We start from the raw sequence: 17,652 nt of genomic DNA, 5'->3' as shown, positions 1-17,652 counted from the left end.
CCGCAGTTTGAAGCGTCGGGCTGGATATAGAACGCGCCTTCGTCTATCGGACAGGGATGCGTAAGTTCCCGCTGGCGCTGAGCGATTTCTGCGAGGAGGCGCCCAAGCCGTCGTAAGTGGCGGACAGACCCAATGTGGCCCCGCCACCGAAGCCGAGCGTCAGGTTGGTTTCGACGCGGCCATAGGGTTGGTTGGCACCCAGGTTGGCGATATCGGTCAGGTTGAGCACGGCGTCGAGGCGCAGGCCGGTATCCAGGGTGATCTGGCCGTCCGAAACGAAGCGGTAGCTGACGCCCGGTCCGACAGCGATTTGACCCATGCCGACCGTCGAGCCCGGGACATCGATGCCCAGCCCGTCGGTATAGCCGGGCGCGGTTTCTTCGAAATAGCTCAGTTGCGCACGCGGCATGACGGTCCACTGGTCCCATTCGATCTGGCCCGACAGTGTGGCGCTGAGCAGATAGCGGGTGGAATTGAAGGTGTCGCTATAGGTGCCGAGCGGGCTAACGCGGTTGGTGGCCGCGCCAAAGCCGGCCAACAGATCGAGGTAGAGCTGTTCATTCAGCTTGGCGGTCACATAGGGGCCCGCCATAAAGCCGCTGGAATCGGCGGTCGCGGCGCTCACGTCAGAGCGTTGCGACGCGGCATCGAACTGCACGAAGCCACCGACGAGAAAGTCCGGCGTCAACAGGTAGTCGGCGCCCACGGTTGCAACCGTTGAATTGCCTTTGACCGCGTTGGCCTGCAGCAGGCCGAAGGTCGCGTCGATCCAGACGTCGAACTGGTTGGGCTGGGCATTGCCGGCCGCCGCTTCGATGGCGGCGAGCGATGCCTGCACCTTCTGCTGGCCGCCGCCCATCAATTGCGGCAGGTAGCCCATCAGGGAATCCACCGGATTGCCCGCCGACGCGGTGGCGTTGAAGCGCGCGATGCGACGCGACAGGTTCGGCTGGTTGGCCAGCAACACGGCGGCTCGGGTCTCGATGAGCTTTTCGACATATTGCTGCGTCTCGGCGGACGAATTGGCGGCGGAGAAGGTGCAGACGACATTCTCGGCGATGTCGAGCTGAATGGTAGCCGTGCGGCTTGCCAGATCGACCGAACCATTGGCGTCGGTGCAGCTCAGGCTGTTCAACGTCAACCCCGCCCCAATCATATCGGCTGCCGTCACCGAATAGGCGCCGGGAAGGAGCGCGATGGCCTGCGTTTGGGCCGTGCCGCCACTTGTCGTCAGCGACACATTGAGCTCCGGCGTTGCCGAGGTAAATGCGAAAGTGGCGTCGCTGCCGCCGGTGACCTGTCGGAGTGTCACGCTTGCGGTGTTGCGGAAACCGAAGCTGATCGGCGCCGATTGCGCCGGCACATAGGTGCTATCGCCGCCATAGTTGGCCACGATTGTGTGCGAGCCCGGCGACAGTTGGGGCAGGGTGAAGCTTGCGCGGCCGTTGGCGTCAATGTTTCCCGCCGGGGATTGCGCCACGCCATCAAGTTCGAAGGTGATCTGCCCGGTCGCGTCCGACTGCGTCATCTGCGCGGTGATCAAATCGCCCGAGCCAACTTCGCCGGAGGGCGCGGTCAAGCTCACGGGTGTGACTATGCGGCGGATGACAAAATCGGTCGCTGCCGATCGTACCGGCGCATATATGCTGTCGCCGCCATAGGCCGCGAGAAGGCTGTGCGAGCCGGGCGCCAGTTGCGGCAGCGTGAAGCTGGCGCGAGCACTCCCGTCCAGGGCTTGGGTTGGCGATTGCGGCACGCCGTCGACCTCGAACGTCACTTGGCCGGTTGCATCCGCCAGCGCCATCTGCATGTCGATAATGTCGCCGGGGCTGACTTCGCCGGGTGGCGCGATCACCGTCGCCGGAGCGTTGACGCGTCGGACCACGAAAGTGATCACCGTGGATCGCGCCGGCAGGTAGGTGCTATCGCCGGCATAGTCGGCGAGGAGGCTATGCTGGCCCGGGCTCAATTGCGGCAGGGTGAAGCTGGCGCGGCCATTACCGCCCAAGGGCTGGGCCGGTGATTGCGGCACGCCATCGAGTTCGAACGTCACCTGGCCGGTCGCATCCGCCTCCGCCGTTTGCGCGTCTATCGCGTCGCCGGGACTGACTTCGCCGCTGGGCGCAATGACTGCAACGGGTGTGTTCAAGCGGCGGATGACGAAACTGACTGCCGGCGAGCGCGCGGGGACATAGGTGCTGTCGCCGCCATAGACCGCGACAAGGCTGTGCTGGCCGGGCGCCAATTGCGGCAGGGCAAAGCTGGCCGCGGCAGTGCCATCCAGCGTCTGAGCGGGAGATTGCGGCGCGCCATCAAGCTCGAAGGTAATCTGGCCGGTCGCGTTCGCTTGTGCGACCTGCGCGCCGATCAGCTCTCCCGGACCGACTTCACCCGATGGTGCCGTGATGCTCACCGGCGCCGTGCCGCGATTGACCGTGTGAGGCGTACTGAGCGTACTGCTGGGCAGATAATTACCATCGCCGTTGTAGCGCGCCTTGACCGTGTAGCTACCGGGCTGCAGCGCGGCAGTCGTGAACGATGCGGATCCCCCCGAGATTGTCGCATCGGGCTGCCCAACGTCATTCAGCCAAAAACTGACTGTACCTGTCGCGCCGGCTGGCGTGACGGAGGCGGTGAAGGTGGCCGTATTGGCGATATCCGTCGCCGCGATGGCTGGCAGGCTGAGGCTGGTCGCGGCCTTGTCCACCGAGATACTGTAGCTGCGGGTGCCTGAAAAAGGCGCTCCGGTGCCGGTGGTGGCGTCGCCGAGCTGGGCGGTAAAATTGAACGTCCCGCTTGCGGTCGGAATGCCGCTGATCAGTCCGGACGTTGCGTTGAGCGACACCCCTGGCGGCAGCGCGCCGGCGCTGACGGTATATCGATATGGGGTCACTCCGCCGGCACCCGTCAATTGCAGCGAATAGGCCGTCGCGACAGTGGCGCCGGCTGGCGTCGGGGCCGAAAGCACAAGGCTTGGCGGATCGATCGTTATCGAGAATGGCGCGGTCGCAGTGCTGCGCTGGCCATAGATATTGCCGCTATCCAGGACGGACGCAGTAAAATTGAACGTGCCAACCTGGGTCGGCCGACCCGACAGAGCGCCGCTGCTCGACAGACCGATGCCGGACGGCAGCGCACCCGCGCTGACGCTATAAGTCAGCGGCTGCGAACCGAATTGGCCGGGAATGGTGCCGCTATACGCCACGCCGGGCGTGCCGTTTGCCAACGGACCCGAGACCAGCGTGACATTGGCATAGTTACGAATCTGATAGGTCAGGACAGGACCGCCCGATACCGTGGCCGTCACGGTGAAGATACCGACGGTCGAATTGGTCACCACGCTGCAACTGCTGGACGCTGTGTACCTGCTGATGTTCTGGCTCGGACCATTGGCGCAGGTAATGCCTTCCTTCGGGCCCGCACCATTGGGATAAACGGTCCACGAGACCCCGCCCCGGTCCCACTCCAGCCCGGCTTCGTAAAAAAAGGTGGCGACCAACGTCGTTGATTCGCCGAACGCGACCTGGAAGTCCGAATAACCTGGAGGAGTCGATCCTCGGATCGTTTGCGCCAGTGATGGAAGGCAAAACGCGGTTGCCAGGCAAAAGGCAAGAACGCACACGCGCGCTATAGAAGCGAACCGAGTCAACAACCGCACGAAACTATGCCCCCAGGAGGTCGATGCCGCCCAGTTCGTTAGCACGCCGAGAAGTTGCTACGGACCGACCTCAGGCGCCGATTCATCCCAGACTTGCCGTGTTTCGTCTCAGACGCCGTTGCTCGAGGCGCCGAGGCCGCCTAGCCAAACCTGCATCCAGTTTTCGTCGGCATCGACGATATGGCGTTTTTCGGCCGCCCGGCGTCCCGCCTCGGCGATGGCGTCGCTTGGCGTCATGCCAAAGCGCTGGCGGAAAGCGCGGGAAAAGGCGGCTTCACTATTAAATCCGTTCATATAGGCGAGCTTGGACACGACGCCCCGTCCGCCGCCGACCGAGGATAGCTGCAGGAAGGCGCGATTGAGGCGGCGCTCGCGGATGTAGTCGGCAATGCCGCCAAGGGGTTCGAAGGTGCGATAGAGCGCGGATCGCGACAGGCCGAAATGGCGCATGATCGACTCGGGCGAAAGACGATCGTCGGCGATGTTGCGCTCGATGAACATCTGGATGGCCTGCAGCGCCGTGCCGAGCAGGTCGGCCTCGGAGGCGCGGCCCGTCGCTGCCGCAGACAGCCCGGCGGAAATCATCACCGCCGCCACCTCGGTGGCGAGCGCACCGTCGGGTTGCGACAGACGCGGCGCGACTTTGGACAGGGACAACAGATGCTCGCGCAGCAGGATGCCGAGCGTGCTCTCTCCATCCAGCACCGCACCATGCAGACTATCGAAGGTCGAGGGCTGCAGGCGGACCAGTTGCCGGGGCAGGACGATGCTGACGGTTTCCAGGTTACTGGTGCGCGACCGCATCTGGCGGGACAGATCGAAACAGACGATGTCGCCGGTCTTGCCACGCGACTCATAGCCTTCGACATTGAAGTCGCAATCGCCCGAAACATAGAGTTGGATCAGCAGGTGATCGATGCCGACGGCAGAGACCAGGCCGCTATCACGCGCGAACGTCTGCGGCGAAGCGCGCGAGTTACCGAGCAGGAAATTGCCAAGGTTGAACGTCTTCAGGTCGGCACTGAACGTATCGAGGCTGTCATCGAGAGGGCGAGCCTCGAACAAACTGGCTAGCCCGGCCCGCCATTGATCGTAGTTGTCTTCGCGCGTCAGATCGGCGGCACGGATGGTCTGGCTCGGCGCCGCTTCGTCAGTCATCGCGACAACTCCTGGATTTTGGGGTCTGGCGCGAGGGCCGTCTCGTCGGAGGACAAGATTGCAAAATTGGCAGATGTACGAAAGGGGTTCACGTGGATTTTGGCAGAAAGCGGTGTTCAATTCTTTCAGTCTGGATCAGCAAATACTGCGGCTCGGCGATGAGCCATCGCGGGTGGCGCCAGTATTTTCCAAGAGCTGCCAACCAACCAGACGCAGGTGATAGCCGATATGGGGGTGGGAGGCGGTCTGTCGGCTCTTGGCGATGGCATCACCACTGCGGACGCTTGGTGACTTTCTCGTCCGGAGCCGTAAGCTGGTCAGCAGCTTTCGTGGGTTCACCTAAGATTAGCTGTCGTTCAATTGCAGGTAGCCCCCGACCGCCGTGAAAGAGATCTGCTTCTAGAATTTGACATTCAATGCCAGACTCGCCTGTCCGGCTGAGACATTTCCTGACGATATGCTGCCCTCCAGGTCAGCAATGAGCGACCACCTGTCGGACACCTGATGCTCGAGTTGGGCACCGGCCGACAGCTTGAGGCTGGGGCCTGAATTGCCAGCGAGACTGATGGGCGTGCCCGCCAAGGTGCCCGTCACAATCTGGTCGCCGAACTGCGTGGTGACGTCCACACCCAGTCGCGGCGTCAGGCGAGTGGTGATATCGGCGTCGCTATAGACAAGCAGCGGCAGGGCGATCGAGGCCTTTGCCGTCACCTGCTGGGCGCTACGCTGGTCCAGGGAAAGTGCTCCCACCGATCCGGATTCGGTATATCCATCTACGAACAGGCCGGCATATTGCAGTGCTCCGCGCACCGCGATGGCCTGTCCGTCTACGTCGAACTGCCGTCCCAGCCCGATCTCGGGCGAAACGAAAAAGCCATTGTAGTCGGCGCTCGCCGTGGCAACGCCGCCAGGCGCCGTGCTGTCCAGGATCGAGCGGGTGCTGGTATAGTGCGTGCCGCCAAAGACCAGCGCCATGTCGAGCGCATAGTCATCGAACTGATGGCTGCCATAGAGCCCGGCAAAGCCGGACTCTTCCCCGATATCCGTGCTTCCGGCCGAGGTCTGGCCCTTCGCCGCGCCGCCAAAAATGCCGACCGTATCGGACTGACCCAATGGCACGTCGACCCCCACTGCCAGCCCGCCCAAGCGGCTGCTGGCTTGCGTACCCGCGTTGAGGGATGCCGTGCTGAGGCCGCCGAAGGCATTCAGCCAGGCGCGTGGTCTGACGACGCTTTGCGTCTCATCGAGAAACGCGAAGGCTTCCGGCTCCGCTGGGCGAGCAAAATAGGCGGCGGGTTCAAGCGGAGCGGAGTGCGAACTGCCGCTCCTGTTCTGCTGCAGGGCGTTGAAAACGCCATCGATCATGGCGCTCAACCCGACGCCACTCGCTTGCACGGCGGAGACATCGGCGGTGACGACCCTGAGGCCGGGCCGATCGACGCTGGTCACCATGCCATTGGTGTTGACGTTGGCCGGCACCGCGCCAGAAAAGGACAGGACGGTGCTCAGTCCATTGGCGACATTGAGCGTGCCGGAGCTGGCAGCGCCCGGCGCGTAGCCGATCAGGCCCTCGATGGATGAACCCTGCAGCAGGTTGAGGGTGCTGTTGGCGCCCTGGAAATCCAGAGCAAGGCTGCCCGATCCCTGCGCGGAAATGGTGCCGCTATTGGTGATGATGTCGCCGTTGCCGTAGGATTGAAGAGCGATGGCGTTCTGGCCACTTGCGGCAATCGTGCCGGAGTTGAACACGCGTGAATTGAAGGTGTTAAAATCCAAGAGAACGCCGACTGTATCGTTACCTGTCGTTCTTATGGAACCTGAGTTCCAGATTTCGCCGTCGTTGGCCGCCATCAGCACGCCATAGTACGTCCCGCTAACGGCAACAGAACCAGTATTGATGAACTTGAATCGGTCCCCCGATGCGGCGACCCCCCTGAGAAAGGTGGAGACGCCTTTGATGTCGCCGTTGTTGACAAAAACAGTGTCGGCTCCCTCGACAAGAACGATATTGGCGTTCGAACTTGTGGCGGACAGCAGCCCGTCATTGACGATAAAAGCCCGGTCGCCGGCGCTATAGATCGCACTGGCAAACAATCCAGCCGTGCTGATCGTGCCATAGTTGGCGATTGTGGTGTCATTGCCCGTGCTGGTGACGCCATTTCCGTAATCCCTGGCCGTGGTGATGAGGCCGAAATTCTCGATGGAGCTGTTTGCGCCATTCAAAACGAAAGCCTCGCCCCGTAATTTTGAGGTCGACACCGTCCCGAAATTGGTGACCTTGGCGCCAGCACCAGTGACCCTGACTGCGCGGGCAGCGGAACCCGTGGTGGAGATCGTCCCGTAATTGGTGATCGTGGCATTCACGCCGCTGGAAACGATAGCAGACTGAGAATTCACGGTGGTGCTGATCGCGCCACCTTGTTCGACGATGCCAACATCAGACGGCCCGGCCATCGTCTGCGTGGTGGTCGCAGTTTGGCCATTCTGAATGGTGAAGCTCTGAGCCTGTGCAATCGCGGGTGCTGCGATCAGCAGAACTGCGGCAACTGGTATCGAAAATAGTGCGGACATAAACTAACCCTCGCCACGCCTCTATGCGTGACAGCAATCAGGACGGATGCGCGGCTTTTGCGCGAGAACAACACGCAGATCGGTGGACACTGCCACCTCGTATCACGCCGACAAGAGTCGACGGACTGACTTTGAGCGCCGATTCGTCCCAGAGTTGCCGCATTTTGTCTCTGGCGTCGTTGCCGACGTACCGAGCCGCCAGTCAGTTGCATTCCGGAGCAATCGGCATCGAATACATGGCGTTACTCGGCCGTTCGACGCTCCGTCATTGACGATTGCAAGGGGCGTCATCCCCCGATCTGCAGACCGCGCCACGTTTCCCCTTCTGGGATTCGCACGGTTCGGATGAAAGACCGCAAAGGCGCGCAGAGCTTCAGTTGAGGGCCGGAGGCTAATGGCTGCTTTTGGGATACTGCAACCTGACAGCTAATGACTGAGATGGGGTCGAAGGCAGTCCGACAGCTAGGACGTGGGAAGCGGGCTGGCAGCTTGCTGCCCGAGCCTGCAAATGCCCTATCCGTTGTAGGCGTAGATCACCCAAAACTCATCCGGACGAAGATTATCAGGCCAATTCGTCCGTAGGCGTAGAAGTTGCCGGGCGTAGATAAGGCACGATTGGCCAAAGTCTCCCATCGAGGTTCCAGAGGAACGGGGAAGCCGTACTTGTTGAGGTAGTCGCCGATACCCGGGGAGGTCCAATACCTCTGTCCTTCATAATAAGCAGAGCCCCAGTCGTTATCCGTGATCAATGGTGTTTCATGCCAGTCGGTGTACCTCCCGTGCCATCCCTCTCGAGTGTTTTTGGGCAGCTCTTCCAGCTTTGCCGGAAGCGATCGCACCTATGGCGCCGGTGGGGTCTGGCACGACGTGCTGGCCGAAGGGCTCGACGCCGGTCTGCATCGCATCGAGCGGCTGAGCGCCAAGGCCTGCGGGCGCGGCCGCGATGGCGCGGACTGCCCAAGGATGGTGGGCAGCACCACGCGGTCTCGCCCAACATCCTGGACCGGTCGTTCGTGGCGTCGGCGCCGAACCAGAAGTGGATCGCCGAGTTCGCTGCGCGGCCCTTCGGGTCACCGACATCTGGACGGCCCAGGGCTGGCTCTATGTGGCGGCGGTGCTCGACCTCTACTCCCGCCGGGTGGTGGGCTGGTCGATGAGTTCATCGATGGCCGCTCAACTGGTGACCGATGCCCTGATCATGGCTATCTGGCGTCGCGGCAAGCCGGACAGCCTGCTGCACCACTCCGACCAGGGTAGCCAATACACATCCGGGCAGTTCCAGCGGCTGATGGCCGATCACGGCATTACCTGCTCGATGAGCCGGTCCGGCAATGTTTGGACAACGCGGCGATGGAGAGCTTCTTCTCCTCGCTCAAAACCGAACGCACCGCCCGCAAGGTCTATCGCACCAGGGACGATGCCAAGGCCGATGTGTTCGACTATATCGAGCGCTTCTATAACCCGAGGCGCCCACACTCGACACTGGGCTACCTCAGCCCCGTGGACGACGAAGAGCAAGCTAAGCAAGCCTAACCGCCTGTCCACCGAACCGGCAGCAGCTCAGACACAGCGGTTAGCCGCGTAGTGGATTGTCGCCCTTCCACCAATGCTCAAATGGATTGGAATTGAGGATCGCATCCATCGTTTCAGGCGTGACGCGGGGCAGGTTGGTGCCTTCGACCTGGTTGTTGATGGGATCTGCAAAGCGACAGCCTCAAGGCATCTCCGCCGAAGCAAACCTTCTACCAAAGGCCGGTGGGCTAACGCCCCACCGGACCCACCAAGTGTGATCCTGGCAGCTCTGATCGACCGGACATATGACCGAGAAATAGCTCCCCGCCATATCTCTGATCCGAGATGCGAGCTTCGGCGCCGCGTATCCCAGGCCATGAGGCTGCCTGGATAGTGGCCCGGGCTCGGCGTTGCTGCCGTAAGCACCACAGGTCTTGGGGCGCCGCAGTGGCTTGGCGGATTCGATCCCGCTTACCGCAACTGGCGGCCATCGACCCAGACCCGGGCAATATTGGCGCGGCTGGCGCCATAAAGGATTTTCTCGAAGATCGCGGCCGGTTCGTTCATGTCGAACAGCCTGATATTGCCTCCGCGAGCCGTGCTGTCGATCAGGATCGCGTCGAATCGATAGCCGGGCGCCAGCACGCCGATCGGCAAATCGAGCGCGATACCGCCGCCGGTGGTAGCGAGGTAGAAAGCAGTGACGAGATCGATGCGGGATCGCGGCCGGCCACGAGCGGCGGCGGGCAAAGCCGGATCGACGCCGTCTTCGAGCAAGCGCGAGGCCTGCACGGTGCTGCGGCAGGCTTCGAACATGGAGGCGCTGGGTCCGCCGGAAATGTCGGTACCCAGGCCAACATGGAGGTGCTTTTCCAGCGCCAGACGGAGCGGAAAGACGGCATTGGCAAAGTAGATATTGGATAGCGCGCAATGTGCCACGGCCGTTCCGCGCGCCACCAGCCGGTCCATATCCGGCTCGGTCAGGAAATTGGCGTGCGCGAGGACGGACTTGCGCGTGAGGAGCCCAAAGCCGTCCAATGCTTCGGCATCGGTCACGCCATAGCGGGTGAGCGCATGGCCATGCGCCCAGTCGCTTTCCGAGCAATGCGTCTGCACATGGCAGCCGCATTCGGCGGCAAGCTGGCCCAGTCCAGCCAAGGCTTCGTCCGTGCAGGACGGAATGAAGCGTGGAGTGATGACGGGCAGCACGCGGGCGTCGGCATTATCCTTCTGGTTGCGGATATAGTCGATGACCTCGCGGGTATCGGCAACAGCGGCGGCGGCACTGGCATCGCGATAATCGTCGGGGCAGGCGGCGGGATCGTCCATCACCACCTTGCCGACAAGGGCGCGCTGGCCCTTGGCGATGCAGATATCGGCGAGCAGCTTGCTTGCCTCGCGGTCCTGTGTGGCGAAATAGAGCGCGGTGGTGGTGCCGCCGGCAATGAGGTCGTCAACCAGCACTTGGTAACGCTCGCGGGCGAAATCGAGGTCGGCATAGCGTGCTTCGAGCGGGAAGGTATATTTCTGCAGCCAGATTTCCAGCGGCTCGTCGAGCGCCAGGCCGAGCTGGGGATATTGCGGGGCATGGACGTGCAGGTCGACAAAGCCGGGCACGCCGTAATGACCTGCCGGCAAGCGGATGATGGCCTCGCCGAGGTCTGCCACGGCTCTGGCGTAGGCGGGATCGGTGGGGCGCAGCACGCTGGTAATGACACCCCCCGCATCGACCTCGATCAGCACATCGCTCAGAACCTCCAGCGCGACCGGCGTGGGCGCGTGAAAGAATGTTCCAAGGATAGCGCGGCCGCGCACATCCATGGCGCTACCAGACGATCGGGTGTGTGGCACCCGTCTGCACGTTGACGAAGCCGTTCGGCGCAAGCTTGGACGGCGCCACCAGCACCCAGCGCCAGGGCGAACAGGTCAGCGTGGCGAAGATCAGGAATTCGGGGAAGCCGGGCTTCCAGCGGTTCATCGCCGCCGGCTGGTACATCCAGGTGGCCTCGTCAGCGCGGCGCAGGAAGGCGGCCATTTCAGTGTCGAGTTCATCGGCCGGTCGCGCCGTCATCAGCCCGGCGATTTCGAAGCGCACGGTGGCGACGACTTCGCCCTTGTGCACCAGCACCCAGCCGCCATCCATGCCTTGCAAGTGGTTGACGGCGAGCGCCATGGCTTCATCCGACGAGCCGATGCACCAGACATTGTGGCTATCATGGGCAACCGAGCAGGCCAAAGCCGTATCGGCATCCTCGGGGCCGCAGCCGATCCAGAACATCGATGCGATAGCGCCATCCCCGCGATAGCGGTCGACCAGCGACCATTTGGTGATGGTGCGGGCGGCATCGCGCTGCACCTCGCCGTTTGCCACCGGCAGGGTTTCGACCAGATAGTCCGCGTCCCAATGGAACGGCTTGAGGATCGCGGCTTCCATGGTTTCGCGCCCCGGCTCGGCCTTGATGGCGAAATCGGCCGGCGCAAGCACGCGACCGATATTCATGGTTTTGCTGGCCCAGTCCGGCCAATCGATCTTCGGCATCGGGCCGGTGAAGTCCATGCCGGTCGAGGCCAGTTCGCCATCGGCATAGACATGGGCGATGGAAATGGACGGCACATCGTCCAGCAGCACGATATCGGCATACCGGCCGGGCGCGATGGAGCCGACCCATTGGTCGATCCGCATGTGGCGCGCCGGGTTTATCGTGGCGCATTGGATGGCGATTTCGGGGCTCATGCCATAGTGGATGGCGAGGCGCACATTGTGGTCGGTCGCGCCGTCCTTGAGCGTGTCCCAGGCGCTGCGATCGTCGGTGGTGAAGGCGACGTTGGACCAGTCCTTGAGGCCGCGCTCGATGAGGCCCGGAAGGATCGCATCATAGGAGAAGGCGCGCAGCTCGGTGAACAGGCCCAGCATCAGCCGGTCCCAGGTTTCGTCGAGCGCCCACACTTCATGGTCGGAGCTGAGGCCGGCCGCCATGAAAGCCGAAATATCATGCAGGTCGGTCAGGCCGTTGCCATGGCCCTCGACCACGCCACGCATCTCGAAGGTGGCGCGGATCATGCCCCACATGCGGGCATATCCGGGATTGGTTGGGTCCCAGACCGAGGGCCAGTCCATCACCTCATCGAGGCCGGTGACGGAGAGCTCGTCGCGCAGGAATTGCTTCTGCTCGTCGTACCCGTAATAACCGCCGCTTTCCTCCCAGGCGCTGGGGGGAACGGCGCTGCCGGGTTGGATGAACACCTTGAGCGGCGAGCCGGCGAGGCGGGCCTTCTGCCAGAACTCGGTATTCCTGCTGCCGCTGACATTGGCGAATTCGTGGCTGGCCTCGCAGGTCCAGGTATTGCCGCGCGGGATGACCAGAGCCGCCTCGAATTCGGGCGTCAGATGGGTGGATTCGATATGCTTGTGCACCTCGCCAAAGCCGGGCACGGCGGACAGATGCGGATATTTTACCCGTTCCCCGACGGTGCCGCGATATGACCCGATGGGGCCGACATAGGCGATGCGGCGGCCGGAGATGACGATCTCCTGATTGTCCAGCCAGTGGTTGGCGTGGACGGCGAGCAGGCGGCCCACCTCGATGACCCGGTCGGCCGGCTCCTTGCCCAGAGCCACCAGCAGCAGGTGCTGGCGGATCGTCACTTCATCGGCGGCATTGAGGATCAGATCATCGGGTCGGCTCATGGCTTGCTCAACGTCTTGAGTTGGCGCGCCCGTTGCGCGCGATAGCTGAACAGGACCAGCGCCAGGATGGTGACGACGAATGGAATGGTCTGGATCATTTCGCTGGGGATCCAGTTGAACAGGTTCGGCATGACGATGGAGAGCGCCTCGAACACGCCGAACAGCAGGGCCGCGAGCATCGCCCCGACTGGGTGACGGGCGCCCAGCAGCACGGCGCCCAGGGCGATGAAGCCGCGACCGGCGGTCATGTCGCGGGTGAAGCCGATATAGTTGAACATGGCCAGTTGGGCGCCGCCGATGCCAACCAGGGCGCCCGAGGCGATCAGGCTCCAGGCCCGCACCTTGCCGACGGCAATACCGGCCGCTTCCGGCGCCGCCGGATATTCGCCGACGCCGCACAGCCACAGCCCATAGGGCGTGCGGTAGAGGAAATACCAGATGAGGAACACGGTCAGCGCCCCGAGCCAACTCAGGATCGAGTGGCCCGAGAGCAGTTGGCTCAGCGTTGGGCCAATGGCCGGAATGGCTTTGAGGAAAGACAGATCAACACCGGGAACCGCTTTGGATACCAGGTTGATCGAGGTCCCCTTGTCGCCGCCGGTGGCCATGGATAGGGCGAACACCGTGCCGCCCGAGGCCAGGATATTGACGGCGAAACCGACGAGGATGATGTCGGCCTTGAGGCGGAGATGGAAGAAGGCCATCAGGCTGCCCAACAGGGCACCGGCCGCCATCGCGGCCAGCACTGCGACATACCAGGGTGCATAGGCCGAAACGATGACGGCGGTCAGCGCCGCGATCAGCATGATGCCTTCGAGCGCGACGTTGAGTGCGCCGGACAGGTCGGAGATCAGCCCGCCCAAGGTGGCGAACAGCAATGGCGTCGTGGTGCGGATTACCGTGACGAAGAAGGTGGCGGAGAAGACCGTCAGCAGGAGTTCGATCATTTGGCTTCTCCCGGCATTGCGGCAGCGGGGGAGCGCTCGCGACCGAACAGGCGGCCCAGTGCCTTCTTGCCCGGCAGGCTGAACGAGGAGGCCACGAGCAGGATGATGATGGCCTGCACCACGCCGATCATTTCGCTGGGCACATCGGTGCGCAGGCCCATCAGTTGCGCGCCCTGCCGCAGATAGCCGTAGAACAGTGCGACGATCGGCACCGCCAGCGGGCGCGAGCGGGCGACGATGGCGATTAAGATGCCCTCAAAGGCCAGGTTGCCGTCGAAATCCACCGAGAGATTGCCGAAAGCGCGGCCTTCGACAAATACAGCACCGAGCAGACCGCCAATGGCGCCTGACGCGGTCATGGCACTGACCATGATGGCGTTGGCGCGAATGCCCGAATATTCCGCGAATTTCGGATTGTGCCCGACCAGGCGCAACTTGAGGCCCCAGGCGGTGCGGTAGAGCAGGAACCAGACGATCACCACTGTGACCAGCGCGATGACGATGCCCAGATCGAACCGCGTGCCCGGGATTATGGATGGAAAGATCGCGGCGTCAGGGAATTTCTGCGTCGCCAACTGCCCGCTGCCGGCGGGCGCGAGATAGGCTCGGACGAGGAAGTTCACGATCAGGATGGCGATGTAGTTGAGCATCAGCGAGGAGACGATCTCGCTGGCGCCGAACTTGGCCTTGGCATAGCCCGGAATGATGCCGTAGGCGGCGCCGGCGATCATTGCCGCGATCATGGCCAGCGGAATGGCGAACGCCGTGCCGCCCAGCGGCGACATGGCGACGAGCGCCGCGAACAGCCCGCCCATATAGACCTGGCCCTGCACGCCCATGGAGAACTGGCGAGCCTGGAACACCAGCGAGAAGGCGAGGCCGGTCAGCGTCAGCTTGGCGACATCGTCGATCCACAGGCCGATAGTGCGGTTGGATGAGAGCGGACCGGTCATCAGCGTGGCGAAGGCCTTGGCCGGCTCGGTCGAGGTCAGGAGGATCACCACCAGCGCCACGATCAGAGCGATGACCAGGGCCAGCGCGGCGCGGCCGGCCTCCTTGCCGATGGCGGTCCAGCGGGAAGGGGAGGTGGTGCTCATCGTAGCGCTGCCCTCATGGTTTCAGGCTCTTGCTGGGCGAGGCCGAGCATATAGGTGCCCAGGGTTTCAGCGCTGAGCTCCTCGGAATTGATGAAGGCGGCGACAATTCTGCCGCGATAGAACACCACCAGCCGATCCGATAGCGCCAGCAGTTCGGACAGATCGGCGGAACTGAGCAGCACCGCCGCACCCCCATCGCGCGCATCGGTGATCGAGCGCCAGATGAACTGGGTGGCGCCCAGATCGACGCCGCGCGTCGGCTGGTTGACCAGCAGCAGCTTGGGCTGCTCGGCCAGTTCGCGGGCCACGACGACCTTCTGCATATTGCCGCCAGACAGCGTGCCGACGGCGAATTTTGGTCCGCCGACGCGGATCGAGAATTGTTCGATCAGCTTTTCGGCATGGGCCTTGATCGCCTTGAGATCGAGCAGGCCATGGCGCACGAAGCGTGGATCGGCCAGCTTGGTGGCAACCAGATTTTCAGCCACGCTGGCGCCGGTGGCTAGGCCCTGCGCAATGCGGTCCTCGGGAATGCTGGCCAGGCCCTTGGCGCGACGCTGCAGCACGCTCATGCGGCCCAGGCTCTCCGCGTTGAGATAGGCGACGCCATCGGCGATGGGCCGCAGGCCCGCTACGGCTTCGAGCAGTTCGGCCTGCCCATTGCCCTCGACCCCGACGAGGCCGAGAATTTCGCCACCATGCACCTTGAGGTTCAAATCCTGCGCCAGCGTGGCGCCGTTTTCACCGACGATTTTCAGCGCCTTGACCTCGCAGACCAGCTCGCCCTCGCGCTTGGCGCGATCGACCCGCAGCGCCACCTCGCGGCCGACCATCAGGGTGGCCAGACTCTGCTCGGTGACGTCCTTGGCCATCACCTCGCCGACGGTGCGCCCGGCACGCATCACGGTAATGCGGTCGGAAATCTCCAGCACTTCGGGCAATTTGTGGGCGATGAAGATGACAGTGCGGCCCTGTTCGACCAGCGAGCGGACGGCGACGAACAGTTCGGCCACTTCCTGGGGCGCCAGGACTGCCGTCGGTTCATCGAGAATGAGAATGCGCGCGTCACGATAGAGCGCCTTGAGAATTTCCACGCGCTGCTGTTGACCGACCGGCAATTGACCGACTGGAGGCAGTGGATCGACGTTGAGGCGGAAGCGCTCGGAGAGTTCGCGTACTGCCGCGATGGCCTTGGCCCGGTCGAACTTGATGCCGGCCTTGGGCTCGGAGCCGAGCACGATATTTTCGTAGACGGAGAACGATGGCACCAGCGAGAAATGCTGGAACACCATGCCGATGCCAGAGTCGATCGCCTCGCGCGGATTGGCGAAACGCACTGGCTTGCCGTCAAGCAGCAATTCGCCCCGGTCCGGCTGTTCCATGCCAAACAGGATCTTCATCAGCGTGGATTTACCGGCGCCGTTTTCCCCGACGACGGCGTGGACTTCGCCAGCCATCACCGAGAGGTTTACGCCGTCATTGGCTACGGTGCCGCCGGGATAGGTCTTGCCGACCGAAACGGCTTGAAGGAGCGGTGCCATGCTGTTCGATCCCCAAAGGCAAATGGCCCCGTCGCAAAGACGGGGCCGTCTGGCTTATTTCATGCCAGTATCGACAACGATTTCGCCCGAGTTGATCTTGGCTTCCTCGGCATCGACTGCGGCCTGCACATCGGCGGGGACCAGCTTCTTGTAGTATTCGTTCTTGGAGATGCCCACGGCGCCATCGGCCAAGCCCAGGATCAGGTTGGTGCCATAAGGCGCCGTGCCGGCCAGGGTTTCCTTGAGCGCGGTATAGAGCGAGTCGCCGACCTTTTTCTCCACCGAGGTGAAGATGACCTCGGCCTGGGCCGGATCGGTCGGGGCAAAGATGGCGGCCTGGTCGCTGTCGACGCCGACTGCGAGCTTATGCTCGTCACGCGCTGCCTGCAGCGCGCCGATGCCGGTGCCGCCGGCGATCGGGAACACCACGTCGATGCCCTGGGCGAACTGGGCCAGTGCCAGTTCCTTGCCTTTTGCCGGATCATCGAAGCTGCCGGCGATAGCGCGGGTCACCTGGATATCGGGGTTGGCGGCCTTGGCACCCTGCTCGAAGCCGAGCGCGAATTCGACGACCGTGGTGCCTTCGACGCCGAGGATTTCACCCAGCTTGCCGGTAGTCGAAACCTTGGCCGCGGCATAGCCCGCCAGATAAGCAGCGGTGGAGACGCGATAGTTGAGCGCCAGGATATTGGGGAAGGCGCCGCCGGAGAAATCGGGAGCATCGTCGAAAATGATGAACTTGGTGTCCGGATATTCGGGCGCCAGTTCGCTCATGAAGCCGGTCATTTCCCAGGTGCCGGCGATGATCACGTCATAGTCCTGGTCGGTGGCGTCGGCCAAAGCAGGCTGCCAGCGGCCGCGATCGTAACCAGCTTCGATCACGGTGATCTTGACCGGCAGTTCGTCCTCGGCCTTTTTGAGGCCAGCAGCGGCGCTGTCGAAAAAGCTCTTGTCGCCGAGATTGCCGTGCACAACGAGGGCGACCTTAAGCGGATTTTCCTCGGTATATTCCTGCGCCATCACGGCCTGGGCGGAGACCGAAGTCATCAGGCCGGCGGCGAGGACAAGGCCGGTAAAGGATCGGCGGGAGAAGGTTCTGGACGACATGGACGCACTCCTGTTGGGATTTGTTTTCAAGGCTTGTTGGGGATGTAGGCGATAGAGGCGGCGTAAAGCGCGATGAGCCGGTCAAGATCGGCGGTTTCCACCAGTGTCACCATCGGTGTGCCGAGGCGTCCGGAAGGGTCGACGATGGTCATGCCGCGTGCGATACCCGGTGCCAGGGCGACGTCGACCGAAGCGCGGATCGAGCCGGTGACGATGCTCGGATCGATCACGACGGCAGCGGCCAGTGGATCGACGAAGCGGAAATTGTCGCCGCCGCCATAGCCGGCAATGGTCTGGCGGGCATGCCGCGCCAGCGCCTGGGAGAAGGCCTTTTCCGGGCCATCGGCCAACGGCGCGAACAAGCCGTCGACCT

Annotated in this window: 11 protein-coding genes and 1 pseudogene; 2 read left to right on the top strand and 10 right to left on the bottom strand. The window is 63.0% G+C overall.

What is annotated here, in order from left to right; translation table 11 throughout:
* Window positions 1-43 precede the first annotated feature (43 nt).
* The 3 genes from JWP26_RS01620 to JWP26_RS01610 form a co-directional block, all read right to left on the bottom strand.
* Complete coding sequence (locus JWP26_RS01620) at window positions 44-3,499, bottom strand: Ig-like domain repeat protein (protein ID WP_299722478.1); 3,456 nt, start codon at window positions 3,497-3,499, stop codon at window positions 44-46.
* 267 nt (window positions 3,500-3,766) lie between these two features.
* Window positions 3,767-4,816: a helix-turn-helix domain-containing protein gene (locus JWP26_RS01615; protein WP_299722475.1), complete on the bottom strand. Its 1,050-nt coding sequence runs from the start codon at window positions 4,814-4,816 to the stop codon at window positions 3,767-3,769.
* Window positions 4,817-5,215: 399 nt separating this feature from the next.
* Entirely contained in the window at window positions 5,216-7,387 is a 2,172-nt protein-coding gene (locus JWP26_RS01610; protein WP_299722472.1) for an autotransporter outer membrane beta-barrel domain-containing protein, read from the bottom strand.
* Window positions 7,388-8,330: 943 nt separating this feature from the next.
* Here JWP26_RS01610 and JWP26_RS01605 point away from each other — a divergent pair.
* Together JWP26_RS01605 and JWP26_RS01600 are read left to right on the top strand one after the other, a co-directional pair.
* Window positions 8,331-8,660, top strand: a pseudogene (locus JWP26_RS01605) (DDE-type integrase/transposase/recombinase); the annotation flags it as partial.
* A 62-nt stretch (window positions 8,661-8,722) separates the two neighbouring features.
* Window positions 8,723-8,920, top strand: coding sequence for an IS3 family transposase (locus JWP26_RS01600; protein WP_299722469.1), 198 nt, complete (start codon window positions 8,723-8,725; stop codon window positions 8,918-8,920).
* Between the two features lie 450 nt (window positions 8,921-9,370).
* Here JWP26_RS01600 and guaD read toward each other — a convergent pair whose 3' ends face one another.
* The 7 genes from guaD to JWP26_RS01565 form a co-directional block, all read right to left on the bottom strand.
* Complete coding sequence (gene guaD, locus JWP26_RS01595) at window positions 9,371-10,720, bottom strand: guanine deaminase (RefSeq protein WP_299722466.1); 1,350 nt, start codon at window positions 10,718-10,720, stop codon at window positions 9,371-9,373.
* 4 nt (window positions 10,721-10,724) lie between these two features.
* Window positions 10,725-12,587 (bottom strand): adenine deaminase, encoded by a 1,863-nt coding sequence (locus JWP26_RS01590; RefSeq protein WP_299722463.1) that lies wholly within the window; start codon window positions 12,585-12,587, stop codon window positions 10,725-10,727.
* Window positions 12,584-13,534 carry an ABC transporter permease gene (locus JWP26_RS01585; RefSeq protein WP_299722460.1) on the bottom strand — a complete coding sequence of 317 codons (951 nt, stop codon included), beginning with the start codon at window positions 13,532-13,534 and terminating at the stop codon, window positions 12,584-12,586. Before JWP26_RS01585 ends, JWP26_RS01590 begins: the two co-directional genes overlap by 4 nt.
* Window positions 13,531-14,631, bottom strand: coding sequence for an ABC transporter permease (locus JWP26_RS01580; RefSeq protein WP_299722457.1), 1,101 nt, complete (start codon window positions 14,629-14,631; stop codon window positions 13,531-13,533). The genes JWP26_RS01585 and JWP26_RS01580 overlap by 4 nt, the downstream gene beginning before the upstream one ends.
* Window positions 14,628-16,172 (bottom strand): ABC transporter ATP-binding protein, encoded by a 1,545-nt coding sequence (locus JWP26_RS01575; protein WP_299722454.1) that lies wholly within the window; start codon window positions 16,170-16,172, stop codon window positions 14,628-14,630. Before JWP26_RS01575 ends, JWP26_RS01580 begins: the two co-directional genes overlap by 4 nt.
* A 54-nt stretch (window positions 16,173-16,226) precedes the next feature.
* Window positions 16,227-17,279 carry a BMP family protein gene (locus JWP26_RS01570; protein ID WP_299722451.1) on the bottom strand — a complete coding sequence of 351 codons (1,053 nt, stop codon included), beginning with the start codon at window positions 17,277-17,279 and terminating at the stop codon, window positions 16,227-16,229.
* A gap of 26 nt (window positions 17,280-17,305) precedes the next feature.
* Window positions 17,306-17,652 (bottom strand): nucleoside hydrolase (locus JWP26_RS01565; RefSeq protein WP_299722448.1); only part of this gene is annotated, 347 nt, incomplete at its 5' end.

Source organism: Devosia sp. (assembly GCF_028290435.1).
In the GTDB taxonomy this organism is placed as follows: Bacteria; Pseudomonadota; Alphaproteobacteria; order Rhizobiales; family Devosiaceae; genus Devosia.
Note: the sequence above shows the minus strand (reverse complement) of the source record. Positions and strands in the feature narration are given on the sequence as shown.